The organism is Amycolatopsis sp. cg13 (assembly GCF_041346965.1).
In the GTDB taxonomy this organism is placed as follows: Bacteria; Actinomycetota; Actinomycetes; order Mycobacteriales; family Pseudonocardiaceae; genus Amycolatopsis.
In genome coordinates this window covers 1,048,389-1,071,319 of record NZ_CP166848.1, presented here as the reverse complement: position 1 = coordinate 1,071,319, position 22,931 = coordinate 1,048,389, and the positions used below count along the sequence as shown (strand labels likewise).

Genomic DNA, 22,931 nt, shown 5'->3' with positions numbered 1-22,931 from the left:
CGTTCCTTGCCTGGCTATTCGAAACCGTTTCCTGCAGGAGGTTCAGGTGCCGAGAGCGGGTCTGACGGCCGGGAGTGGTGCCAGAAGCACGAAGAACGAGATCGCCCATGCGAGGGCGGTGGTGATCAGCGCATGCCGCCGGATGGAGATCAGCTGCGGCAGGATCTCGATGTCGATCCTGTTCGCGTAGTCCGTCGGTCCTCCTCGCGCCCAACAGCGAAGGGCGAACGGTGGACTGCCGCCGCGACCGAAGTTGCGGCGGCAGTCCACAAAGGACTTTCTCAGCGACCCCGGAACCGCGCGGCCAGCGCAGCCATCGGCGACCGCCGCCCCCGCAACGGAACGGCGCCGGAGGTGATGTCCGCGAGAAGCGTCGCGACGGTCTCCCCGGCGCACGTCCGGTTCGCGCCGATCCCGCCCGAGGGACCACGCTTGATCCAGCCCACCACGTAAGCACCGGTCCGGCCTTCGACCCGGCCCGCGGTGTTCGGGATCGTTCCGGCCGCCTCGTCGAACGGCAGGCCTGGCACCGGACGGCCCCGATAACCGACGGCGCGCACGACTTGGCCAGCTGCGATCTCGACCGGTCCGGAAGGGCCGTCGACGCGCAGGCCGCGCACCTGGCGGTCCCCGGTGATCTCCACTGGCGCGGAGTGGAAGCGCAGCACGATCCGGCGAGGGCCGTCCGCGGGCGGGGCGGTCCAGTCGACCGTCTCGCGGTCCAAATCCTGCAATAGCGCGGCTTTTCCGGTGCCAGCGTCGATCGCCGCGGCGGTGCGCGGGTCTTCGGTGTCGACGACGAGCGGCACGTTTGTGCGCTGTGCCAACGCGATCAGCTCGGGGGAGGTGTAGGCGGCGTCTTCCGGGCCGCGTCGGGCGAGCAGCACTACCTCGCGGACCTTGCTGGAGCGCAAGCGTTCCAGGGCGTGCGGGGCGATGGTCGTGCCGTCGAGATCGTCGGGGTCGGCAGTGAGGATCCGGGCCACGTCGAGGGCGACGTTGCCGGTGCCGATCAGCACCACGCGCTCCGCGGAGAGATCGACGGCGTGCGCGGGGACGTCCGGGTGGCCGTTGTACCAGGCGACCACAGTCGTCGCGGCGAGGCTGCCAGGCAACTCCTCGCCGGAAATCCCGAGGGTGCGTGCGGAAGAAGCGCCGACGGCGTAGATCACGGCGTCGTGGCGTTCGGCCAACTCGTCCACAGTCACGTGGCGGCCGACTTCGACGCCGAGCTTCAGCTTCAGCCGCGGGTGGTTGTGGAAGCGCGAGAAGGTCTCGCCGATGCGCTTCGTGTCCGGGTGGTCCGGGGCGACGCCGAAGCGCACCAAACCGCCCGCGACCGGCAGGCGGTCGATCAGCGTGACGTGCGCGTTGGTGTGCAGCAGCAGGTCTTCCACCGCGTACATCCCGGCCGGGCCGGTGCCGACGACGGCCACGTCCGCGGGCTCGAGGTCGCTCGGGATCTCGCGGTCGAACGTCGGCGGGCCCCAGCGGTGGAAGTTCGGCGCGGGGTTCGCGGCGGCTGGCGGGCGGTCGGCGTAGAAATCCGCGTTGATCCCCGCGTACACCTTCATCGAGTCGGTCAGCAGGTCCACCGGGAAGATCGCGTCGACCGGGCACGCGTCGGCGCACGCGCCGCAGTCGATGCACGTCTGCGGGTCGACGTAGAGCATCTCGGTGGTCCCGAAGTCCGGCTCGTCCGGCGTCGGGTGGATGCAGTTGACCGGGCAGACCGACACGCACGTCGCGTCGTTGCAACAGGTCTGGGTGATCGCGAAGGCCATGTCAGATCAGATTCGCCCGCTTGTAGAACACCAGCGCCGGCTTCGTCAGCAGCCCGCACGAGCCGAGGAACTCCATCAGCCCGGCACAGCTCGACCGCATCATCGACTTGTGGTGCTCGTTGGCCTTCGCCTCGCGCAGCGCGCGCTCGGCGTCCAGCCCGGCGTTCTTGTACACGTCGCGGTTGACCATGCTGCTGACGATGAAGTACGACGCGATCGCGATGACCAGCGCGTTGACCTGACGGCGCACGGCTCCCGCGCCCTCCAGCTGCTCGCGCGTCTCCTCGCGGGCGAACTTCATGTGCCGCGACTCTTCGACGACGTGGATGTTGTTGATCGTCCGCACGAACGGGACCACGCGCTCGTCGCGCATCCAGTCGCGCTGCATCACGTCGAGCACCTCTTCGGCGACCAGGATCGCCGCGTACGCCGCTTCGCCGCCGGCGACCGCCTTGAAGACGCGGCCCAGTTCGACGGCCAGCTTGCGCGGCCGGTACGGGGGAGCGCCGAGCTTCTGCGCGCCGCGGGCGAACATGATCGAGTGGCGGCATTCGTCGGCGATCTCGGTGAGCGCCCACTGGAACGCCGGGTCGGTCGGGTCCTTGGCGTAGAAATCGCGCAGCACCATCTGCTGCAGGATCATCTCGAACCAGATCCCGGTGCTCGCGACCGACGCCGCCTCCTGGCGGGTCAGCTCCTTCTGCTGCTCCGGGGTCATCTCGGCCCAGTAGCTCGTGCCGTAGAGCGTGCTCCACTCCGGGCTGGCCCCGTGGAAGTCCTTGTCCAGCGGGGTTTCCCAGTCGACCTCGGTGGCCGGGTCGTACGACAGGGTCGCGGAGGAGTCGAGCAGCCGCTGCGCGGTCTCGTGCCGGCCGGACGGGGCTGCTTCCGGTGCTCGCTGCACGTCTGCGCTGGTCATTCGGTCCTCCCTGAGCGACATTGGTTAGGCGTTACCGCGATTCACTGTTACCTAAGGTAACACCTATCTGGCCGTATCGCGAGAGGTGCCGGCGAACCGCGTGTCGTCCGTTCGGGCAGCCGTGCCGGGAAGGGGCCGCTGACCTGGCAGAATGAGCCGCGAATGTCTTCCTGACCCCGGAGGAACCGCCGTCGTGACGCAACCGCCGCAGCCGTATCCCGGCACCGGTCCGCAGCAGTACTCGCCGTTGCCGCCCGCTTACGGCGGGCAGTCCGCTTACAGCGGCCAGTTCCCGGCGCAGCCGCCCCCTCCGGCCCCGCCGACCGCGTATTTCGGGGCCACCGCGATCGCGGCGGCGACGTTGGCCTCGGTCATCGGCCTGGTGGCCACGATCGGCTTCGTCGTGGCCGTCATCCGGATGATCGGCAATCCGTCCTCGAGCAGGCTGCTGTCCAACGGGATCGTCGGGGCGGCGGACCTGGCGATCGCGGCTCTGGCAGTCGCCGGTGCGATCGGCCTGTTCAAGCGCGCTCCGGCAGGCCGGGTCTGCGTGCTGGTCGGCAGCAGCCTGGCGGTGCTGGACATCGTCGTCTTCATGATCGTCGGGCTCGGTTCCAGTTTCGTCCGGAAGAGCGCGCCGCCGACCCTGCAGATGACCTTCCCGAGCGGGTTCCTGTGGCTGATCGTCCCGGTCGCCGCGCTCGTGCTGGCCGCACATCGGGCGACCGGCGCGTGGCTGCTGCCGAAAACCCCGCCGGCGCCGTACCACCCCGGCTGGTGACCGACCGGGAAGAAATCCTCCGCACCCCGCGGCTGCGGCTCACCACCTGGCTGCCTTCGGACCTGGACGATCTCGCCGCCCTGCACGCCGACGGCGAGGTTATGCGGCACATGACGACCGGTCCGCAGACCCGCGCGGCGACCCGCGAGAGGCTGGACGCGTTCATCGCCGAACACCGCCAGCGGGGCTGGTCGAAGTGGCGGATCGAAGGCGCGGCAGGGTTCCTTGGCCGTGCTGGGTTCGGCCTCGCGCACGGCAGCGGGCACCGGGAAGTCGGCTACCTGCTGGCGCGCGCGGCCTGGGGTGCGGGGCTGGCCACGGAGCTGACGCAGGCGCTGCGGCAGTGGCATGAGGACCACCCGGAACCCGGTCTCGCGCCCGAACTGCGGGCGTATGTGTTGCCCGGCAACGCGGCGAGTTGCCGGGTGCTGGAGAAAGCGGGCTTCCGGGCGGTGGGCGAGGAGGACGGACAGCTCGTGTTCGAGTCAGGCCGCCCCTGATCGGCGCAAGCGCGGCAACACCGCCAGCCACAGCAAAGCGGTCGCGATTCCGTACGCCACCGTCATCGTCAGGCTCATCGACAACGGCGTAGTCCCGCCCAGCGACACCAGCGGCGCGACGATCGGGCCGATCGCGAACGACGCCGTTCCGAGCAGCGCCGCCGCGGTTCCGGCTCGCTGGCCGTGATTGGCGAGGGCGAGCGCGTTGCCGTTCGCCTGCGTCGTTCCGCCCGCGAGCATCAGCAGTGCCAACGGGATCAGCAACGCCGCCAACCCCGCCCCGAACAACACCGCGCCCAGCATGGTCAGCGCTGCTGCCGCGGTGAAGGTCGTGCCGAGTACGTACATCCGGACTGGTCCGGCACGGCGCACTGCCGCTCGATTCACCTGCGCGCCGAGCACCGACATGACCGCGTTCGCCGCGAAACAGGCGCTGAACACTTGTGGCGACAATGAGAATCCGTCTTGCAGGACGAAACTGATCGACGCCAGATAGGTGAAGAACGCCGCCCCGCCGCAGGTGCTCACGAGCAGGAAACCCAGGAACAGCGGGTCTTTCAGCAGTATCCGGAACTCACCGCGGCCCGTGCGCGGATGTCGAGCCTCGGGTGGCAGGCTTTCCGGCAGCGCGGTCGCGGCGACGATCAGCAGCGCCGCACCGATCCCGGCCAGGACGCCGAAGATGCCGCGCCACCCGATGATTGCCGCCAGCTGGCCGCCGATCACCGGAGCGACGATCGGCGCGAGTGCGCCGACTGTGGTCAGCAAGGCCAGCAGCCGCACGAGTTCGACGCCCTCGGCGAGGTCTCGGGCGACCGCCAGCGACAGCACGATCCCGGCCGAACCGCACAGTCCTTGGAGGAACCTTGCCGCGAGCAGCACCTCGATCGACGGTGCGAAGGCGCACACCACCGACAGCACGGTGAAAAGCCCGATTCCGGCCAGCAGCGGACGCCGCCTGCCGAACCGGTCGCTCAGCGGGCCGACGACGAGCTGGCCGAAGGCGAGTCCGAGCATGCAGACCGACATGGTCGCCTGCGCGAGACTCTGGCCGGCCCGGAGGTCGTCGGCGAGCTGGGGGAGTGCTGGCAGATAGAGGTCCATGGAGATCGGGCCGAAGACCTCCAGCAGCCCCAGCACGACCGCCATCCGGAGCGCGCCCGGGCGGCTTTTCGGCACCACCGGCTCGACCAGGCTCGCTTCGGGTTGGAGTCGCTTCATCCGGCGCGCAGGATCCGGCGCAGCCACGAAAGCCGGGTCGCGACCGCCGAACGGGAGACTTCCGCGTCGGGGGAGAAACCGGCGAAGCCGTGGTAGCCGCCCGCCCACACGTGCAATTCCGCCTGTCCGCCGGTCGCCCAGATCCGCAGGGCGTACTCGGTTGTCTCGTCGCGGAAGATCTCCGCGGCGCCGACGTCCAGGTACGCGGGCGGCAGACCGGACAGATCGGCCATCCGCGCCGGGACCGCGTAGGGCGAGGCCGCGTCGGTGCCCCGCGCCGGGCCGAGGAGGGCGTCCCAGCCGGTGTCGTTGTTGTTGCGGTCCCAGGCGCCGATTCCGTTGTACTGCTGGGTCGAGACCGACTCGTTGCGGTCGTCGAGCATCGGGCACGCCAGCAGTTGTCCGGCGATGGCGGGGCCGTTGCGGTCCCGGGCCAGCAGCGTGACGCCCGCTGCGAGACCGCCGCCAGCGCTGGCACCGGTGACGACGATGCGGGACGGGTCGATGCCGAGTTCGTCCGCGTGCTCGACTGTCCACAAGAGACCCGCGTAGCAATCCTCGACGGCGGCGGGGGCCGGGTTTTCCGGGGCCAATCGGTATTCCACCGAGATGCCGACCGCGCCGAACCGCAGCACGTCGTCGATCAGGCCGTCGAGGCCGAAGAACCGGTTGCCCAGCACCATTCCGCCACCGTGGATGCTGTACAGCGCGGGCGCGCCGCTCACCCCGGCCGCGGGCCGGACGACCGTGAGCACGATGTCCGGAGCGCCCTCGGGACCGGGGACGGTGTGCTCGGTCAGCTCGACCGGGCGGTCGCCGACCATCTGCTCGACGGGCGGGATGATCGTCGCGAAATGCGCGCGGTTGGCGAGGATCGTGTCTGCGCGCAGCGGGATCCGCTCGACCAGGTCGAGGAACGCGGCGAGCCCGGGTTCCAGTTCCGGGTCGTACGGGACCGGCGGGACGCTCATTTCCCCGCCTTCCCGAGGATCCGGCGCAGCCACGAGTTCCGCGTTTCGAGCGCGGCCTTGCTGATCGGCCAGTCCGGGACGTACATGTCGAACCCGTGGAAGGCGCCTGCCCACACGTGCAGTTCGGCCTGTCCGCCGGTCGCCCAGATCCGCAGCGCGTACTCGGTGTCCTCGTCGCGGAACGGTTCCGCGCTGCCGACCTCGATGAACGCCGGGGGCAGACCGGACAGATCGGTCGCGCGCGCCGGGGCGGCGTACGGGGAGACGTCGTCGGTGCCGACCGCGTCGCCGAGCAGCGACTGCCAGCCCGCGAGGTTCGATTCCCGGGTCCAGGTGCCGAGACCGGGGTACTGCTGGCTCGCGATCGTCGTGTTGCGGTCGTCGATCATCGGGCACAGCAGCAGTTGTCCGGCGATCGCCGGGCCTTTCCGGTCGCGGGCGAGCAGCGAGACCGCCGCGGCGAGTCCGCCGCCCGCGCTGCCGCCCATCACCACGACGCGCGACGGGTCGACGCCCAGTTCGTCGGCGTGCTCGACTGTCCACACCAGACCGGCGTAGCAATCCTCGACCGGCGCGGGGTGCGGGTGTTCGGGCGCGAGCCGGTATTCGACGTTCACCGCGACGACGTTCAGCTCCAGCACCAGCGCGAGCAACCGGCCGACGTCCATGTTGCGGTGGCCGACCATCATGCCGCCGCCGTGGATGTTGTAGAGCACCGGCAGCGCGCCGTCGCTCTCGTGCGGCGAAAGGATGGTGATTTCCAGGTCCGGTGCGCCTTCCGGGCCGGGAATGGTCTGCTCGACGACGGTGACCGGCGCGTCGCCGACCACTTCGGCGGCGGGCGGGAACATCTCGGCCATCGCGCGGCGCAGGCCGGGGATCGTCTCTGGGGTGAACGGGGGCGCGTCGGCCGGGACGATCTCGGCGAGCGCGGGCTCGATCTCCGGGTCGAACGGGACGGGGGGATGGGTCAAGGCAGCCTCCTCGGCGAGGGCGGGTCGGGGTGATGCGGGCCTGCCGGGGGCAAGGGCAGGCGGAGAGCGGGGGTCTGCGGCGGCATGGGTGCCGGGATGTCCCCAGCACCCATGCGCCCCAGCGATTCGGAGTGGCGTGCGCGGGTCGGCCAGCGGCTCAGGGGCCTTCGGGATCGACGGCGTCGCGATCGGCCCAGAACGGCTCCACCAGCGCGCGGATCTGCTCGGCCCCGACCTTGTCGACCAGTTCGACCGCGGCGAGGTTGTCCTCCAGCTGTTCCATCCGGGTCGCGCCGAAGAGCGTCGTGACGTTCGCCGGATGCGTCAGCGTGAACGCGACCGCGAGCCGGGCCGCGCTCGTGCCGAGTTCCTCCGCGACCTTCACGACCTTGGCCGCGTCGCGGGTGATCCGTTTCCGGACGTCGCCGGGGTCGCGGCCGATCTCGCGGGTCAGCTTGGTGCGCCCGGCGAGGATCCCGCCTTCGAGGACGTCGGAGGCCTGCATGACGAAACCGTCGGCGAACAGCCGGGAGAACGGTTCGCCGTCCGGAATGGACCGGCGGCCGATGCTGTACTTCAGCTGCGCGATCTGCGGACCCGGCACCTGCAGCGCTTCGGCGATTTCCCGCAGCCGCGCGATGTTCCCGGCCGACCAGTTGTTGACGCCCCACGCCCGGAACAGCCCGGAGCGGGTCAGCCCGGCTAGGTCTTCGACCAGGTCCTCCAGCGCGACGTCGTCGCGGCGCAGGTCGCCGAGGATCACCAGGTCGGCGACGTCGAAGCCGCCGCGAAGGAACGCGTTTTCCAGCTGGGGGCGGAAACCCTGGTCGCCGAAGCCTTCGATCCACAGCTTCGCCGAGACCAGGTAATCGTCGCGCGGGATGCGGGCGGCGCGGATGATCGCGCTCCACAAGACGTCGGTGAAAACCGGCGGGTGGCCGGGCATGCCGTAGACGCCGACGTCGAACAGGTTCACGCCGGCCTCGACCGCGGCACGGATCATCGCGACCGAATCGGCGAAGTCCATCCGGTCGTAGGTGTGCCACGACCCGAGCGAGAGCAGCGAAACGTCCAAACCGGACGTGCCGACCTTGCGGCGGGGCAGGGACGAGGATGCGGACACGAGACCTCCTTGGCTCGTAAGGGGAAATGGACGATCAGGGAAGACGCGGGTCGACGACGGCTTTCGTCTCGTCCAGCCGGTGCATGGCCTCGATCCGCTCGCTCGCGCCGGACAGCCCGACCGGGCTGCCGAACAGCCGGTCCCACGGCATCCGGGAGGCAAACGAACCGAAGAACTCGATCGCGTGGTGGTAATCGGCGATGTCGCCGTTGAGCGAACCGACGACGGTGAGCTCCTTGCCCATCACCGTGCCGAGCGGGACCGGCGTCGGCTCCGGTCCGGTGCTGCCGACGATCACGACCCGGCCGCGCTGCGCCGCCATCGCGACCGCCTCGCGGCCGATCGACGGCGCCCCGGCGAAGTCGAGCACGAGATCGCCGCCGTGGCCGCCGGTCAGTTCGGTGACGCGCTCGACGATCGCGTCCGAACCCCCGGCGACGTCGACCACGTCGTCGGCGCCGAATTCCTTCGCCAGCTCCAGCCGCGACGCGGGAGCGCCGACGGTGATGACGCTGCCCGCCCCGCTGAGGTGCGCGACCGCGGTCGCGAACAGGCCCAGCGCGCCGGATCCCTGCACCACCACGCGAGATCCGGGCCGGACGCCGCCGGCCCGGTCGAAGGCGCGCAGGACGGTTTTCGCTGCGCACCCGGCCATCGCGGCCCACGTGTCGGGCACTTCGGCAGGCAGCAGGAGCTTCGCCGCGCCCGGGACGACGTAGGCGTATTCGCACAATCCGGCGGTCGCGAACGGTGCGACGTCGGATCGCTGCAGGAATCCGTAGCCGCGCCGGGAACACGCGACCGGTTCGCGCAGCACCGTGCAGCCGTAGCACTCGCCGCAGGTCGATTCCGACCAGCCGATCCGGGACCCGACCGTGACCGCGCGGCCGAGCGCGTCGCGCGTGTCCGGTCCGGCGGCCACGACTTCGCCGACCATTTCGTGGCCCAGCACCATCGGCAGCATGCCGGGAAAACTCATCTTCCCGGACCAGATCTCCACGTCCGTGCCGCACAGCGTCGCGCACGAGACGCGGACCAGTGCCGCGCCGACTTCGAGCTCGGCGGGCAGCGGGAGTTCGGTCAGCTCCAGCGGCGCGCCGTGCTCGGTCAGCACCGCGGCGCGGGTGGAAGTCGGGACGGTCATGGGAAACCTTTCCGGGGGCTGGCGGGCCCGGGAGGGCCGTGTGATGGGTTAGTCTACGGACGTCGACAAAAATGTCGAGTCCCCGAATCCCTCCAGGAGCGCCTGTGCCGACCTCAGTTGCGGATCTCGTCTTGCGGGCAGCAGCGGTGCACACCATGGCCGGTGCTGCGCCCGCGACCGCGCTGGCCGTGCGGGACGGACGCGTGCTGCGTGCCGGAACCGACGCGGACGTGCGGGAGCTGATCGGACCGGACACGAAGGTGCTCGACCTCGGCGACCGTGCGGTCCTGCCGGGCATCAACGACGCGCACCTGCACGGCGCCTGGCTCGGCGCGCTGTGGCCGGACACCCTGTTCGCCGACGACGGCGCGCCAGGGCCCGGCCCGGAAAAGCCGCTGCGCACCGCCGCCGAACGCCGGGCGGCCATCCTGCGCGCGGGCGAAATCCTTGCCGCGCTGGGCATTACGAGCTACACCGAACCCGGCCTCGGCCCGGGGGAGGACAACGGGCACATCGGCGCGTTCGGCATGTCCGTCGTCGAGCAGTACCGCGAACTGGCCGCCGAAGGCCTGCTTCGGGCAAGGGTGACCGCGCTCTGGCTGTACGGCGAACTCGACGGCCCGAGCACGTTCGACAACTTCCGCGCCGGACTGGCCACAGTGGACGGACCGGGTCCGGACCCGCGCCAGCTGAACTTCCGCGGGGTCAAGATCTTCGCCGACGGCATCCCGCCGATGCGCTCGGCCTACACGCATCACTGCTACGCCGACGGCAGCCACGCCCACCTGCTGGTCGGCGGCGCGGACGATCCGGAGCGCGAGGAGAACTTCACCCGGATGGTCCGCACCGCGCACGAGGCCGGACTGCAGGTCGGCGTGCACGCGACCGGCGACCGGGCGATCGAGCTGATGCTGGACGCCGTCGAGCGGGCCCGGGAGGAACGCGACGTCGACCTCGGCCACTACGTCATCCACGGCGACCTGGTGAACGCGGCGCAGCTGAAGCGGATGGCCCGGCTGGGGGTCGGGCTGTCCGCACAGGCGGGGATCGCGGTCCGGACCGCCTCGGTGGTCGACGCCGCACTCGGGGAGGGCAGTTCGGCGACCGCGTGGCCGCTGCAGGAGGCGCTGGACGCCGGGATCCCGCTGTGTCTGACGTCCGACGCGCCGGTGCTGCCGCCGGACTGGCGCAAGGAAATCGCCGCCGCGGACCAGTGGATGGGCCCGGCCGAGGACGTCCGGCAGCGGATGGAAACTCTGCTGCGCTGCTACACCGTGCACCCGGCTCAGCAGGACGGCGCCGCGTCGTGGAAAGGCACGCTCGCGCCGGGGATGGCGGCTGATCTGTGCGTGCTGTCTGCGGATCCGCTCGCGGTGACCCCCGGCGAACTGCCCGAGGTCGAGGTCGACCTGACTGTCCTCGATGGACAGATCGTGCACGAGCGCACGCCGGGGAAGATCGCCTAATGTCCGTGAAGGGCTCCTTGAGGGAATCAGATTCCCTCAAGGAGCCCTTCACGGACAGCTATTTCAGGTGAGCAGCTGGCCGCCGTCGACCGGGAGACTGGTGCCGGTGATGTGGGCGGCGGCGGGGCTTGCCAGGAAGACCACTGCGGCGGCGACGTCCTCGACTGCGGCCATCCGGCCGTCGGGGATCCGCGCCACCCACGCGTCGTGGGCGGGCGATCCCGGAGGCATCGCGGCGGCGAGCATCGGTGTCGCGACCGGGCCGGGGGCGACGGCGTTCACCCGGATCTTGTGCTCCGCCAACTCGATCGCGGCCCAGCGCGTCAACGCGTCGACCGCCGCTTTGCTGCTTTCGTAACCGCCCATGCCGGGCGTAGGCTGCCGCCCGCCGATCGAGGACAGGTTCACCACGACGCCCGGCGCACCGCGCTCGACCATCCGGCGGGCGACCAGCTGCGTCATCAGGAACGTGCCGTGCACGTTGGTCGAGAGAATGCGCAGCAGGTCCGCGCCCGGCAGGTCCAGCAACCGCCCGTGGACGCTGAGGAGGCCGGCGTTGTTGACCAGGACGTCGACCGGGCCGACCTCGTCGAGTGCCGCGGAGATCGCGGCCTCGTCGGTGATGTCGAGCCGGATTCCGCGCCCGCCAACCGGTTTGGCGGCTTCTTCGGCGCCGTCGAGGTCGGCGAGCACCACGGAATCGCCTGCCTGGGCGAAGGCGTCGCCGATTGCGCGGCCAATGCCGCCGGCACCTCCGGTGATCAGCACGGTACGGGCAGCGGGCATCGTCGTTTCCTTTCGCCGGGAGCGGGGTACGCGGACTTATAGTATACAAGCGTAGAAAATAAATCCTTTGAATCGCAGGAGGAATCGTGGCGACGGATCGACCTGGACTGGGCCCGGCGTTCCCGCGCGTGCCGGCGTTGTCGCTCGGCTCGTGGAACACCTGGGACCGGATGGAGTTCGGCGACGCGGTGGCGCTGATCGCCCGCGCGGCCGAACTCGAGCACGCCTTCTTCGACGTCGCGCACTACGACATGGGCCCGCACGCCGAGGGCTCCACGACCGATCAGATCTTCGGCCGCGCGGTCCGCGAAGCCGGTCTCGCCCGCGAAGATTGGCTCTACTGCGGGAAACTCTGGCTCTGGGACTACCCGAACGTCGGCTTCGCGCAGCAGATGAACACCTCGCTGGACCGCGTCGGCGTCGAGTCGGCCGATTTGGTCGTGGTCGGCGACTACTTCGGCGAAGTCGACCTCGAGCGGGTCGTCGCGGACGTCGCCGAGCAGATCGAAGCTGGCCGGTTCCGCGCGTGGGGCGTGAACAATTGGCGCATTGACGATCTGCGCAAAGCTTTTGACATTGCGCGCAAACGTGGTTTGGCGCCGCCGGTTTTCGCGCAGCTCAAGTACGGGCTGGCGCGGCGGTCGATGGCCGAGGGCGAGTTCTACGCGCCGCTGTTCGCTTCCGGGCAGCTGACCTTGCAGGCGTCGGACATTTTCGAAGGCGGGCTGCTGGTCGGGAATGTGAAGCCGAATCGCAAGATCGGCGCGGACGTCGGCGGCATCCGGGAGAAGATCGCCGACGCCTGGCCTGCCGTGCAGAAGATCGCCGCCGAGCTGGACGCGTCGCCCGCGCAGCTGGGAATTGCCTTCTGTCTGGCCAATCCCGCGACCGCGAACGTCCTCGTGGGCGTATCGCGGCGGGCGCAGCTGGAGGACAATGCCGGCGCGATCGCCTTGCTGGACCGGGTCGGCGCGGACCGGATTCGCGAGCTGACCAAGGAACTGTGGCTCGACCGCGAAGTCGCCGCCGACGGAACCTGGTGAAGGGGCTGGTGTTTTTTGTCGACGTGCGTAGACTAAAGCTCCCCGGGGTGCCCGGAGAGGCACCCCCGACGCCGTGAGGAGCCGCCACATGACGAAACCAGCGCCGGACCGCATCGTCGACATCGCCATCGGGTACATGGGCGCGAAGCAGTTGTTCGCCGCCTCGCGGATCGGTTTGTTCCGCGCGCTCGCCGACGGCCCGCGAACGGCGCCGGAACTCGCCGCCGCCACTGGCACGGGCGAGCAGTTGACCCGGATCCTGGCGGACGCGATGAACGCGCGCGGCCTGCTGGAGCGCACTGACGGCCGCTACTCGCTGGCCGAGGACGCGCAGGAGTACCTGGGAGGGAACGGTGCTACGGATCTGGCGCCGTTCCTGACCTTTCTCAACGAAATCAGCTACGGCCACTGGCTTCAGTTCGACACCACTGTGGACAGTGGCAAACCGGGCGACCTCCAGATGGACGAGGGCCGCTGGGCGACGTTCATGGCGGGCGTGATGCGCTACAACTCGCTGCACGCGTCGATGCTCGCGCGCGCATTCGATTTCTCGCCGTACCGTTCGATGCTCGATCTGGGCGGATTGTCGCCGGAATTCGCGATCGGCGCGTTGCGGGCGAATCCCGCACTGACCGCTCGCTTCGTTTTCGGACCCGAGTCCACGCAAGGGGTCACCGACGCGGTGAATGCGGCCGGGTGCGCGGATCGCATCAGCATCGACCCCGCGCCGACCGAATCCGCGGAACCGGGCGGCGAGCACGATCTGGTGATGGTGAACCACGTCGTGCACCGGTTCACCGCGGAGCAGAACCGGAAAATCCTGGCCAACGCCCGCGCCGCCGCCGGAGACGGCGCGACGTTGCTGCTGCTGGACTTCTTCCTCGACGACGACGAACGGCAGCGCCCGATCGACGCGCTGCACGCGGGGGAGTACTTCGTGATCGACGGAACCGTGGTTTATCCGGAGGCGGAAGTCCGCGAATGGCTGGACGGTGCAGGATGGCGCGTATGCGATGTCCTCGCACTGCCCGGGAGCCCGCGCGTTCTGGTCGCCGACGCCGTCTGAAAACGGCTGCGGGGCCGGGAGATAACAAACGCATCCGGCCCGTTGATTTTTTAGCCGACAATCGTAGACTATCCCGCACCACGGCGAGCCGGGCCGCACTCGACGGCCCGCCGTTCCCGGCGGGGCGCCGAGCGACCCCGCCGGCGGTCCAGCACCCTGAGAGAGGGACTCAATGACGAGGACAAGGACAGCGGCGTTGTTCGCGGCGGCCGCCGCGGCGCTGCTCGCGATCGCCGGATGCACCGGCTCGGGCGCCGCCGGGGCGGGCGCGGGCACCGACGAGCTGAAGGCGGGCGTGTTCCTCGACGTGACGTCGTGGGACCCGGCCAACGCCGACATCGGCTTCGACGGCCCGTACCTGTCCGCGGTCTACGACCCGCTGGTCGCCTTGGACAAGGACGCCAAGCCGATCCCCGCGCTCGCGAAGTCGTGGGACTGGTCGGCCGACCGGCTGAGCCTCACGATGCACCTGCGCGACGACGTCGCGTTCGACGACGGTCAGAAGTTCGACTCCGCCGCGGCGGTCGAGAACCTCAATCACCTCAAGTCCGGCACGCGGTCCGGGCAGGCCTACATCGACGTGAAGAGCGTCGAGGCGAAGGACGCGTCGACCGTCGTGCTCCATCTGTCCGAACGCGACGACGCGCTGCTGTACTTCATGGGTCTCGGCCGCAGCTGGATGGCCTCGCCCAAGGCGATCAAGGCCAACTCGCTCGCGAACGGTCCCGACGGCTCCGGCCCGTACACCTTCGACAAGGGTTCCTCGCAGCCGCAGTCGCAGTACGTGTTCAAGAAGCGCGCGAAGCACTGGGACAGCGCCACCTACCCGTTCCCGACGGTGCGGCTGTTCCCGATCACCGACCAGGCGGCCAGCTTCAACGCGATGCTGTCCGGTCAGCTGAACGTCCAGTTCGCCAACGCGGCCAACCTGCCGAAGGCGCAGCAGAACGGCTGGAACGTCGCGAAGAAGCCGGCGTCGTGGGTCGGCGTGCAGTTCGCCGACCGCACCGGCAGCCAGGTGAAGGCGCTCGGCGACCAGCGCGTGCGGCAGGCGATCTCCTACGCCTTCGACGCGGCCGGGATCCTCAAGGCGGTCGGCAACGACGCCGGAACGGTCACCGACCAGCTGTGGCCGAGCGGCAGCCAGGTGTACGACGCGGCGGGCAACGGGAAGTACAAGACCGACCTCGCGAAGGCCAAGCAGCTGCTCGCCGAAGCCGGCTATGCGAACGGGTTCAGCCTGAAGATGCCGATGTCCACGATCTTCCAGGCGTGGCAGCCCGCCGCCGAGCAGACGTTCGGGCAGCTGGGCATCAAGGTCGACTGGCAGAACATGTCGATGCCGGACTACCAGAAGAACGCCCCGACGTACCCGATGTTCCTCGCGGTGATCGCGATGGACGGCAACGACATGGCCACGCTGACCGACCAGGTCACCTCGAAGCAGTGGTACAACCCGAATCCGTCGGTGGACGCCTTCCCGGAGGTGAAGGCGCTCGTGCAGAAGGCGGAACAGGCTCAGCCCGGCCCGGGCCAGACCGCCGCGCTCAAGGAGCTCAACACGAAGCTCGTGGACCTCGCCTGGTGGAACGTCTGGTACCAGGCCGACAACCTCTACTTCAGCGTCAAGGGCATCACCGTCACGCCGATCACCGGCATGATGTTCCCGACGCTGCGGTTCATCCAGCGCGGCTGACGCGCCCGTCGTCCCGGGGCGGGTCTGTCCTTTGTGGATGGACCCGCCCCGGGGAGGAGCCGGAACATGCTCACATTCATCGTCAAACGCCTGGTGTCCGGGATCCTGCTGCTCGTGCTCGTCACGAGCGGCACGTTCTTCCTGGCGCACACGGCGGTGGGGGACCCGACCGCCGGGCTGCTCGGCAACAGCGCGACCCCCGCGCAGCAGGCGGCGCTGCGCGCCCAGATCGGGTACGACCGGCCGCTGCTCGCGCAGTTCTGGGACTGGCTGACGCACGCGGCCACCGGCGATTTCGGGACTTCCTGGCGGAATTTCCAGCCGGTCGGCGAACAGATCGCGCTGCGCGTGCCGGTGACACTGTCGGTGGTCGTCGCTGCGACGCTGCTCGCCGCGATCCTCGGCGTGCTCGTCGGGGTGATCTGCGGGCTGCGTCCTGGCGGCGTGGTCGACCGCGTGCTGAAGCTCGCCTCGGTGGTGCTGTTCGCGCTGCCGGGGTTTTGGGTCAGCCTCGTGCTGGTCACCTGGTTCGCGATCCAGCTGCAGTGGTTCCCGGCGGTCGGCTACGTGTCGCCGGACCAGTCGGTGGTCGGCTGGCTGCGCTCGATCGCGCTGCCGTCGATCTCGCTGTCGCTCGGCGCGATCGTGATGATCGCGGAACAGTTGCGCAACGGGTTCCTCCAGGTCGCCAACCAAGACTTCGTGCGCACGCTGCGGGCACGCGGCCTGTCGTCGCGCCGCGTCACGACGCACGTGCTGCGCAACGCTTCGCCGTCCGCGCTGACCGTGCTCGCGCTGATGTTCGTCGGCCTGCTCGGCGGCGCGGTGGTCGTGGAGATCGTGTTCAACCTGCCCGGGATCGGCAGCCTGACGCAGTCGGCGTCGCAGATCGGGGACATCCCGGTGCTGCTCGGCCTGACCGCGGTGACCGTCGTGTTCGTCGTGATCGTCAACTTCCTGCTCGACCTCGTGCTCGGGTGGGTCAACCCGAAGGTGCGCGACCGATGACCGCTGCCCCGTTCCCCGCCACGCTCGCCCCGGTGAAGCGGATCTCGCTGACGCGCCGGTACTTCCGCCGCCCGGTCGGCGTCGTCGCACTGGTCGTGTTCGCGATCGTCGTGCTCGCCGCGATCTTCGCGCCGTGGCTGGCCCCGTACGACCCGAACCACGTCGACTTCGTCCTGACGCATGCCGAACCCGGCAACGGGCACCTGCTCGGCGGCGACTCCGCCGGCCGCGACATCTTCAGCCGCCTGCTCTACGGCGCGCGGACCACGCTGTACGGCGGCGTGATCACGTGCGTCACCGGAATTGTGCTCGGCGTCCCGACCGGCGTGGTCGCCGGATACTTCGGCGGCGCGACCGACCGGATCTGCTCGTGGATCAGCGACGCACTGCAGTCCGTGCCCGGGATGATCGTGCTGCTGGTCGTCGCGGCCGGCACCGGTCAGGACTTCACCGTGCTGATGATCGCGCTCGGCGTGTTCCTCGCGCCGGGCTACTACCGGATCACCCGCGCCCGTGCGTTGACGGTGCGCCGGGAGCCGTACATCGACGCCGCGCGCGTGGCCGGTGTCGGCACGCTGCGGATCCTGCGCACGCACCTGCTGCGCGCGGTATACGCGCCGATCATCGTGCAGACCGCGCTCACCGCCGGGCTCGCCATCGGCATGCAGGCTGGTCTGCAGTTCCTCGGCATCGGCTCGGCGTCGACGCCCAGCTGGGGCCAGACGATGAACGACGGCTTCCTGAACATGCTGACCTACCCGCTGATCCTGCTGTGGCCGTCGATCGCGCTAGGCGTCACCATCGCCGCGCTCGCGTTCATCGGCTCGACGCTCGCGGATCTGGTCAGCGTTCGCGCCGAACAGCCGACGCGGCGCGGCCGGGCCCGCGTACGGGAAGCGCTCGCGGCTCCCGCACCGGATGCCTTGGGCGATGGCGGGGCTTCGGGCGGCCACGAGCACGCGGCGGCGGATTGCGCGCTGCGGATCGAGAACCTGCGCGTCGGCTACGCGACCGACAAGGGCGTCAAGGAGGTCGTGCGCGGGGTGTCGCTGGACGCGGCTCCCGGCGAGGTGCTCGGGATCGTCGGCGAATCCGGCTCCGGCAAGACGCAGACGGTGTTCTCGGTGCTCGACCTCCTGCCAGCGGGCGGGACCGCGGTCGCGGACGGGATCTGGGTCGGCGGGCGCGAGGTCGGGAAGTCGGGGGAGCGGGCGAAACTGCTCGGCCGCGAGATCGGGTACGTGCCGCAGGAGCCGATGACGAACCTCGACCCGTGCTACCTGATCGGGCACCAGCTCGTCGAGCCGCTGCGCCGCGTGCACGGGCTGGACAAGGCCGCGGCGAAGGAACGGGCCCGCGAGGTGCTGCTGCAGGTCGGCCTCACCGACCCGGACCGCGTGATGGCGAGCTACCCGCACCAGATTTCCGGCGGCATGGCGCAGCGCGTGCTGATCGCCGGCGCGGTGGCCGGACGGCCGTCGCTGCTGGTCGCCGACGAGCCGACGACCGCGCTGGACGTGACGGTGCAGGCCGAGGTGCTGGAGCTGCTGCGCGAACTGCAGGCCGAGTACGGGATGGCGCTAGTGATCGTGACGCACAACTTCGGCGTCGTCGCGGACATCTGCGACCGCGTCGTGGTGATGAAGGACGGCCGGATCGTGGAAACCGGTCCGGTGGAACGGATCTTCCGCGCGCCCGAGGACCCCTACACCGCCGAGCTGATCAGCGCGTCGCTGGACGACACCGAAGGACGGGAAGAGTTGGACGAAGCCTGGGAACGGCGCGGCCTCGCCCACGCGACCGGAGAGGAGGCCGGACGATGACCGCCCCGCTGCTCGCGATCGAGGACCTCGTGGTCGACTACCGGCTCAGCCGCCGGGTGCGATTCCGGGCCCTGAAAGGGATCTCGCTGGACGTCAAGCCGGGCGAATGCGTCGGGCTGGTCGGCGAAAGCGGGTCGGGGAAGTCCACTTTGGGCAAAGCCGTCCTTGGGCTCGCCGCGCCCGAGTCCGGCCGGATCACCTTCGACGGCGAGGACATCACGCACGCGCGCGGCGCGGTCCGGCGTCGGCTGGCCAGCGACATCCAGGTGGTGTTCCAGGATCCGTACGGTTCGCTGGACCCGACGATGACGGTCGGCGAAGTGCTCGCCGAGCCGCTGGTGGTGGCCGGGACTTCGCGCGCGGACGCGCGGACGGTCGTCGCGGACATGCTCGACCGGGTGCGGCTGCCCGCTGACGCGGTGCACCGGTATCCGGGCGAGTTCTCCGGCGGTCAGCGGCAGCGGATCGCGATCGCACGGGCGCTGGTGCGGCGGCCGCGGCTGATCGTCTGCGACGAGCCGGTGAGTGCGCTGGACTTGACCACGCAGGCGACGATCCTCGAGCTGTTCCTGGAACTGCAGCGCGAGACCGGGGTGTCTTACCTGTTCGTGTCGCATGACCTCGGTGTGGTGCACCGGATCTGTCACCGGGTTTCGGTGCTGTACCAGGGAGAGATCGTGGAATCCGGTCCTACGGCGGTGGTTACGCGGGCGCCGGAGCATCCGTACACGCAGCGGTTGCTGCTGGCGGCACCGGTGGCAGACCCGGCTCGGCAGGCGGAGAGACGGGCGGCTCGGCTGGGGCTGGGGTAGGCCCCCTTCTTCGTCCGGCTGTCTTGGGCGGCTGGTTCACCGTGCCCGCTTTTCCGGGCTCGCCGCTCCCGCGTGCGGTCGAGCAGGGTCACATCCGTCGCGGGAGAATACGGGTTAGAGTCTGTAACCATGCCGAAGGTCATCGATCACGATCAGCGACGACGGGAAATCGTCGAGGTCGCCAAGAAGCTGATCATCGAAGGCGGGTTCGAGGCCGCGACGATGCGCAGCATCGTCACCGCGGCCGGGTTCGCGAACGGTGCCCTCAAGCACTACTTCCCCAGCAAGGACAGCATCATCGCGGCTACGTTCGAGAGTGTGCTGCAGGAGACTTCGCAGCGGATGTCTGAATTGGACCCTTCATTGGGTCCGGTCGAGTCGTTGCGAGGGTTTGTCGAGGCGGCTATTCCGACTGATGCGCATCAGATTGCGTCGGCTCGGGTGTTGCTGGTGTTGTGGGAGCATTCCGTGGCCAATCCGGATCTTGCTCGGCAGTATCGGGATTTGCTGGACAGTTGGCGGGGCGAGTTGACTGTGCGGATCGCTGCTGCTCGGGGGAAGGGCGAAGCGGCGGATGCTCCGGTTATTGGGGTGTTGGCGGATGAGATTATCGCCGTTTCTATCGGGGCTAATGTTACTTCTTTGATGCATCCGGTGGGGAAGGTTGCTGGGCGGTACCGGGCTTATGTCGATGGGTTGATGGCTCGGATTGGGGATTGAGTCCTCTGTTCTCTTCGGCTCGTCGCCTGGCGGCGACATTGCGCCCGTTGGTTGCGTGGGGCACCCCGAAGCTTGATTGTGCTGACGGTTCGGGGGTGCTTGTCAAGGCGGGAAAGATGCCTTGACAAGCACCCCCGAACCGCAGGGACGCTTTATATCGGGGTGCGGGGGAGGGGCTGGGTGCACCTCGAGTTGGGTGCGCTGGTGCGGGTGGGTGGGTGGTGTGGGGGCCTGGTTGGTTAGGCGCGCTGGCTGCGGTTTCGGGTGGGGTTAGCGCCCCAATGTGGCATTGGGTGCGTGGCATGCACCGAATGCCACATTGGGTGCGCGGCATGCACCCAATGTGGCATTGGGGCCAGTGGCGGCGGCAGTGGTGGGCGGGTGGTCTCTGAAGGGCTCCTCGAGGGAATCCGATTCCGTGAAGGGGCCCCTCGCGTACGGCGGCGGGTCGTGAGGGGAACCCTGAGGGAATCAGATTCCCTGAGGGTGGCCCTCACGGAACGCTGGACCAGGTGCCGGGTTTTGTCTACGATTGTAGAATGACTTCCGCGTTTCCGGTCACTCGCACGCTTTCCCGTCGGCCTGTCACGGGGCCTCCGGTGGTGCTGATTCATGGGTTCGCGTCTTCGGCCGCGTGCGATTGGCCCGCGGAGTACTGGGCCGATCCGTTGGCGGCCGCGGGGCGGGAGACGATCGTGGTGCATCTGCCTGGGCATCCGGGCGGGCCCAAGGTCAATGAGGCTGGGGAGGTCACCGCGTCTCGGGTCGTGGACGCGTTGGCGGAGTGTGCGGGGGCGGAGGAGGTCGACGTCGTCGGGTATTCGCTCGGGGCGCGGCTCGCGTGGGATCTTGCTTCGCATCCCAAGGTTTCCGTGCGGCGGTTGGTGCTCGGTGGGTTGAGTCCGCAGGAGCCGTTCGCGGCGGTGGATCTCGTGGCCGCGCGCCAGGCTGTCCAAGGTGGACCGTCGCCGGACGATCCGTTGACTGGGGCGATCACTGCCATGGCTGCGGCGGGGGACTCGGGGTCGTTGCTGAATCTCGTCGAGGGGTTGGCTAGCGAGCCGTTCGATCCGGGGGCGGGGGTTCCGCGGGTGCCGACGTTGTTCCTCGCGGGGCGGCAGGACTTCATGGCGCACGGGATCGAGCAGTTGGTCGCGCGGGTGCCGGGGGCGCGGTTGCGGCAGGTGGCGGGGGATCACCGAGGGGCGTTGGTGGGGGTCGAGTTCCGGGAAGCGGTGTTCGACTTCCTCGGGGCGGAGACTGTCTGAGGAGTGTCGAAATGGCCTCGGCGGCGCAGTCGTGCCAGCCTGGGGGCCATGACGACACCGGCGCAGCTCCGCAGAACCGCCCTGTCCTATCCGGAGACGGCCGAGCTCGACGTTGACGGCACGGTCGCGTTCACGGTGCAGGGCAAGGAATTCGCTGCCCTGCGACCGGACCGCCAGGTCGTGCTCCGGATGACTGCGTCCGATGCGGACGAGATGCGCGGGGAACACCCGACCGCGCGCCGGGTCGCGCGGGCCGGGGTCCGGTTGCCGATCGGGGACCTCAACGGGCAGCAGCTCAACCACTGGGTGCGCCGGGCGTGGCTGGCCCGGGCGCCGAAGCGGCTGGCGGCTCCGGTGGCTGCTGCGGGGACGGCCGTGGCGGGGGAGGTCGGCGACTTGCCCAAGGCGATCGGGAGTCCGGCTACCCGGGCGTTGCACGGTGCTGGGATCACGACGCTTGCACAGACTGCCGAGTGGACCGACGCCGAACTGCTGGCGTTGCACGGCGTCGGTCCGAAGGCGGTGCGGCTGCTTCGGGAGGCGCAGGGCTGAGCCCTCAGCGGCGCAGTCGGGCGGCTGTGGCCAGGAGCGGCGTTAGTGCGGCGGTGGCTGCGGCCCCAAGTGGGGTGTCGGTGGCGAGGATCCATTTGACCGTCTTCATCGCCAGGGTCAGGACTTCACCGCCGCGTTCGCGCATTTCGGCTTCGAACCGTGCGACGGCGGTGGTGCTGTCGGTTTCGGACAGGTGTTTGACCAGGCTGGCGGCGTCGCGAATCGCTGCGCCTGCGCCCATTCCGGCGGTGGGCGGCGTGGCGTGGACGGCGTCGCCTAGAGCAGTGATTCGGCCGGCGGGCCAAGGGGCCAGGTCGGCCGCTCGGGTGGAGGCGGCGTTGAAGCGGAAGGCGGCGACGCTGTCCGGATCGGCCTTCGCGATGACTTCGAGGGTGCGCTCGGCCCAGCGTCGGTTGCGGAACGTCTCCAGGATCGCGGTCTGCAGTTCGCCGCCCCGGAGAGCGCGCAAAGCGTCGGTTGCGGCAGATTCGGGGAGCATCGCGCCCCAGATGTAAGTGGGGCCAGTGGTGACGGACATCCGCAGTTCGGGCGCGTCGAGTGCGGCATTGCCGACCGGGTCCAGGAAACCGACGTACAGCGCGGCGCCGTGCGGGGCGATCGCGGTGCCGGAGCGCGAGCGCAAGCGTTCCTGTTCGGGGAGGCTGAGGTCTCGGCGGAGGGTGCGGCCGGAGAAACCGATGATGCCTGCCGGACGGTTGGTCGGGCAGCCTGCGAGGTGCCGCGCGACTACCGAGTGGGCGCCGTCTGCGCCGACTACCAGGTCTGCTGAAACCGGGGCGCCGTCGGAGAAGAGGACCTGCGGGCCGTCGTCGCTGACGTCGGAGACGGTGCGTCCCAGGTGCAGATCGTCGCCGACAGCTTCGGCCAGCAGGGTGCGCAGGGTGATTCGGTCGACGTCCACGCTGCCGCTGCCGCTCAGATCGGGGCCGTGTCCGAGGAGTCGGCCGCGGCGGTCCCAGAATGCGTCGCGTTCGCGGAGCCGCAGGGCCGAGCCCGACGCGAGCAGCCGTTGCATGATCTTTGGTTCGACCAGTTCTGCCAGCGCTGACTGTGCCCGGTCGTCCAAGGTGATGTGGTAACCGCCGGTCGCTGTTACGTCGGTGTCGCGGTCGAACACCGTCACCTCGAATCCTCGGCTGCGCAACCCCGCACCCAACGCGAGACCGCCGATTCCGCCGCCGACCACCACTACCCGCATGACTGACTGTCCTTCCGCTCTTGCTGGAACGGAACCCACCTTGCCCGGGGTAGTG

Annotated in this window: 21 protein-coding genes; 12 read left to right on the top strand and 9 right to left on the bottom strand. The window is 69.6% G+C overall.

The window, feature by feature from the left end:
* Positions 1 to 281: 281 nt before the first annotated feature.
* Both AB5I40_RS04735 and AB5I40_RS04730 read right to left on the bottom strand, forming a co-directional pair.
* A complete protein-coding gene (locus AB5I40_RS04735) occupies positions 282 to 1,784 on the bottom strand; it encodes an FAD-dependent oxidoreductase (protein WP_370937183.1) in 1,503 nt (500 codons plus the stop codon).
* A 1-nt stretch (position 1,785) separates the two neighbouring features.
* Positions 1,786 to 2,703, bottom strand: coding sequence for a diiron oxygenase (locus AB5I40_RS04730; RefSeq protein WP_116198670.1), 918 nt, complete (start codon positions 2,701 to 2,703; stop codon positions 1,786 to 1,788).
* A 193-nt stretch (positions 2,704 to 2,896) separates the two neighbouring features.
* Between AB5I40_RS04730 and AB5I40_RS04725 the strand changes: the two genes are divergently transcribed.
* Positions 2,897 to 3,484: a hypothetical protein gene (locus AB5I40_RS04725; protein WP_370937182.1), complete on the top strand. Its 588-nt coding sequence runs from the start codon at positions 2,897 to 2,899 to the stop codon at positions 3,482 to 3,484.
* Positions 3,481 to 3,984 (top strand): GNAT family N-acetyltransferase, encoded by a 504-nt coding sequence (locus tag AB5I40_RS04720; protein ID WP_370937181.1) that lies wholly within the window; start codon positions 3,481 to 3,483, stop codon positions 3,982 to 3,984. Before AB5I40_RS04725 ends, AB5I40_RS04720 begins: the two co-directional genes overlap by 4 nt.
* On the opposite strand, the gene AB5I40_RS04715 is transcribed toward AB5I40_RS04720, so the two are convergent.
* The 5 genes from AB5I40_RS04715 to AB5I40_RS04695 form a co-directional block, all read right to left on the bottom strand.
* Complete coding sequence (locus tag AB5I40_RS04715) at positions 3,970 to 5,205, bottom strand: multidrug effflux MFS transporter (protein WP_370937180.1); 1,236 nt, start codon at positions 5,203 to 5,205, stop codon at positions 3,970 to 3,972. The genes AB5I40_RS04720 and AB5I40_RS04715 overlap by 15 nt on opposite strands.
* Complete coding sequence (locus AB5I40_RS04710; RefSeq protein ID WP_370937179.1) at positions 5,202 to 6,176, bottom strand: alpha/beta hydrolase; 975 nt, start codon at positions 6,174 to 6,176, stop codon at positions 5,202 to 5,204. The genes AB5I40_RS04715 and AB5I40_RS04710 overlap by 4 nt, the downstream gene beginning before the upstream one ends.
* Positions 6,173 to 7,150, bottom strand: coding sequence for an alpha/beta hydrolase (locus AB5I40_RS04705; protein WP_370937178.1), 978 nt, complete (start codon positions 7,148 to 7,150; stop codon positions 6,173 to 6,175). Before AB5I40_RS04705 ends, AB5I40_RS04710 begins: the two co-directional genes overlap by 4 nt.
* 157 nt (positions 7,151 to 7,307) lie before the next feature.
* Positions 7,308 to 8,273, bottom strand: a complete 966-nt coding sequence (locus AB5I40_RS04700; RefSeq protein ID WP_370937177.1) for an aldo/keto reductase — start codon at positions 8,271 to 8,273, stop codon at positions 7,308 to 7,310.
* A gap of 34 nt (positions 8,274 to 8,307) precedes the next feature.
* Positions 8,308 to 9,417: a zinc-binding dehydrogenase gene (locus tag AB5I40_RS04695; protein ID WP_370937176.1), complete on the bottom strand. Its 1,110-nt coding sequence runs from the start codon at positions 9,415 to 9,417 to the stop codon at positions 8,308 to 8,310.
* 104 nt (positions 9,418 to 9,521) lie between these two features.
* On the opposite strand from AB5I40_RS04695, the gene AB5I40_RS04690 reads away from it, so the two are divergent.
* The gene (locus tag AB5I40_RS04690; protein WP_370937175.1) at positions 9,522 to 10,883 is read left to right on the top strand and encodes an amidohydrolase; all 1,362 of its coding nucleotides are present in this window, start codon (positions 9,522 to 9,524) and stop codon (positions 10,881 to 10,883) included.
* A gap of 63 nt (positions 10,884 to 10,946) precedes the next feature.
* Here AB5I40_RS04690 and AB5I40_RS04685 read toward each other — a convergent pair whose 3' ends face one another.
* Positions 10,947 to 11,669: an SDR family NAD(P)-dependent oxidoreductase gene (locus AB5I40_RS04685; protein WP_370937174.1), complete on the bottom strand. Its 723-nt coding sequence runs from the start codon at positions 11,667 to 11,669 to the stop codon at positions 10,947 to 10,949.
* Positions 11,670 to 11,755: 86 nt separating this feature from the next.
* On the opposite strand from AB5I40_RS04685, the gene AB5I40_RS04680 reads away from it, so the two are divergent.
* From AB5I40_RS04680 to AB5I40_RS04640, 9 genes are all read left to right on the top strand, one after another.
* Positions 11,756 to 12,712, top strand: a complete 957-nt coding sequence (locus tag AB5I40_RS04680) for an aldo/keto reductase (RefSeq protein WP_370937173.1) — start codon at positions 11,756 to 11,758, stop codon at positions 12,710 to 12,712.
* 88 nt (positions 12,713 to 12,800) lie between these two features.
* Entirely contained in the window at positions 12,801 to 13,778 is a 978-nt protein-coding gene (locus AB5I40_RS04675; protein ID WP_370937172.1) for a methyltransferase dimerization domain-containing protein, read from the top strand.
* Positions 13,779 to 13,950: 172 nt separating this feature from the next.
* On the top strand, positions 13,951 to 15,474 hold the full coding sequence (locus AB5I40_RS04670; protein WP_370937171.1) for an ABC transporter substrate-binding protein: 1,524 nt from the start codon (positions 13,951 to 13,953) through the stop codon (positions 15,472 to 15,474).
* 66 nt (positions 15,475 to 15,540) lie between these two features.
* Positions 15,541 to 16,482: an ABC transporter permease gene (locus AB5I40_RS04665; RefSeq protein WP_354750507.1), complete on the top strand. Its 942-nt coding sequence runs from the start codon at positions 15,541 to 15,543 to the stop codon at positions 16,480 to 16,482.
* Positions 16,479 to 18,305, top strand: a complete 1,827-nt coding sequence (locus AB5I40_RS04660) for a dipeptide/oligopeptide/nickel ABC transporter permease/ATP-binding protein (RefSeq protein WP_370937170.1) — start codon at positions 16,479 to 16,481, stop codon at positions 18,303 to 18,305. Before AB5I40_RS04665 ends, AB5I40_RS04660 begins: the two co-directional genes overlap by 4 nt.
* Positions 18,302 to 19,117 (top strand): ATP-binding cassette domain-containing protein, encoded by an 816-nt coding sequence (locus tag AB5I40_RS04655; protein WP_354750508.1) that lies wholly within the window; start codon positions 18,302 to 18,304, stop codon positions 19,115 to 19,117. Before AB5I40_RS04660 ends, AB5I40_RS04655 begins: the two co-directional genes overlap by 4 nt.
* 129 nt (positions 19,118 to 19,246) lie before the next feature.
* Positions 19,247 to 19,837 carry a TetR/AcrR family transcriptional regulator gene (locus tag AB5I40_RS04650; RefSeq protein ID WP_370937169.1) on the top strand — a complete coding sequence of 197 codons (591 nt, stop codon included), beginning with the start codon at positions 19,247 to 19,249 and terminating at the stop codon, positions 19,835 to 19,837.
* A gap of 539 nt (positions 19,838 to 20,376) precedes the next feature.
* Complete coding sequence (locus AB5I40_RS04645) at positions 20,377 to 21,105, top strand: alpha/beta fold hydrolase (protein ID WP_370937168.1); 729 nt, start codon at positions 20,377 to 20,379, stop codon at positions 21,103 to 21,105.
* A 48-nt stretch (positions 21,106 to 21,153) separates the two neighbouring features.
* Complete coding sequence (locus AB5I40_RS04640) at positions 21,154 to 21,657, top strand: hypothetical protein (protein ID WP_370937167.1); 504 nt, start codon at positions 21,154 to 21,156, stop codon at positions 21,655 to 21,657.
* A gap of 4 nt (positions 21,658 to 21,661) precedes the next feature.
* Here AB5I40_RS04640 and AB5I40_RS04635 read toward each other — a convergent pair whose 3' ends face one another.
* On the bottom strand, positions 21,662 to 22,876 hold the full coding sequence (locus AB5I40_RS04635) for an FAD-dependent oxidoreductase (protein WP_370937166.1): 1,215 nt from the start codon (positions 22,874 to 22,876) through the stop codon (positions 21,662 to 21,664).
* Positions 22,877 to 22,931: the final 55 nt, after the last annotated feature.

What these genes read in the sequence shown, in the direction of transcription:
- AB5I40_RS04735 (WP_370937183.1), bottom strand. Translation starts at nt 1,784, where the DNA reads ATGGCCTTCGCGATCACCCAGACCTGTTGCAACGACGCGACGTGCGTG.
- AB5I40_RS04730 (WP_116198670.1), bottom strand. Translation starts at nt 2,703, where the DNA reads ATGACCAGCGCAGACGTGCAGCGAGCACCGGAAGCAGCCCCGTCCGGC.
- AB5I40_RS04715 (WP_370937180.1), bottom strand. Translation starts at nt 5,205, where the DNA reads ATGAAGCGACTCCAACCCGAAGCGAGCCTGGTCGAGCCGGTGGTGCCG.
- AB5I40_RS04710 (WP_370937179.1), bottom strand. Translation starts at nt 6,176, where the DNA reads ATGAGCGTCCCGCCGGTCCCGTACGACCCGGAACTGGAACCCGGGCTC.
- AB5I40_RS04695 (WP_370937176.1), bottom strand. Translation starts at nt 9,417, where the DNA reads ATGACCGTCCCGACTTCCACCCGCGCCGCGGTGCTGACCGAGCACGGC.
- AB5I40_RS04685 (WP_370937174.1), bottom strand. Translation starts at nt 11,669, where the DNA reads ATGCCCGCTGCCCGTACCGTGCTGATCACCGGAGGTGCCGGCGGCATT.
- AB5I40_RS04675 (WP_370937172.1), top strand. Translation starts at nt 12,801, where the DNA reads ATGACGAAACCAGCGCCGGACCGCATCGTCGACATCGCCATCGGGTAC.
- AB5I40_RS04670 (WP_370937171.1), top strand. Translation starts at nt 13,951, where the DNA reads ATGACGAGGACAAGGACAGCGGCGTTGTTCGCGGCGGCCGCCGCGGCG.
- AB5I40_RS04665 (WP_354750507.1), top strand. Translation starts at nt 15,541, where the DNA reads ATGCTCACATTCATCGTCAAACGCCTGGTGTCCGGGATCCTGCTGCTC.
- AB5I40_RS04660 (WP_370937170.1), top strand. Translation starts at nt 16,479, where the DNA reads ATGACCGCTGCCCCGTTCCCCGCCACGCTCGCCCCGGTGAAGCGGATC.
- AB5I40_RS04655 (WP_354750508.1), top strand. Translation starts at nt 18,302, where the DNA reads ATGACCGCCCCGCTGCTCGCGATCGAGGACCTCGTGGTCGACTACCGG.
- AB5I40_RS04650 (WP_370937169.1), top strand. Translation starts at nt 19,247, where the DNA reads ATGCCGAAGGTCATCGATCACGATCAGCGACGACGGGAAATCGTCGAG.
- AB5I40_RS04645 (WP_370937168.1), top strand. Translation starts at nt 20,377, where the DNA reads ATGACTTCCGCGTTTCCGGTCACTCGCACGCTTTCCCGTCGGCCTGTC.
- AB5I40_RS04640 (WP_370937167.1), top strand. Translation starts at nt 21,154, where the DNA reads ATGACGACACCGGCGCAGCTCCGCAGAACCGCCCTGTCCTATCCGGAG.
- AB5I40_RS04635 (WP_370937166.1), bottom strand. Translation starts at nt 22,876, where the DNA reads ATGCGGGTAGTGGTGGTCGGCGGCGGAATCGGCGGTCTCGCGTTGGGT.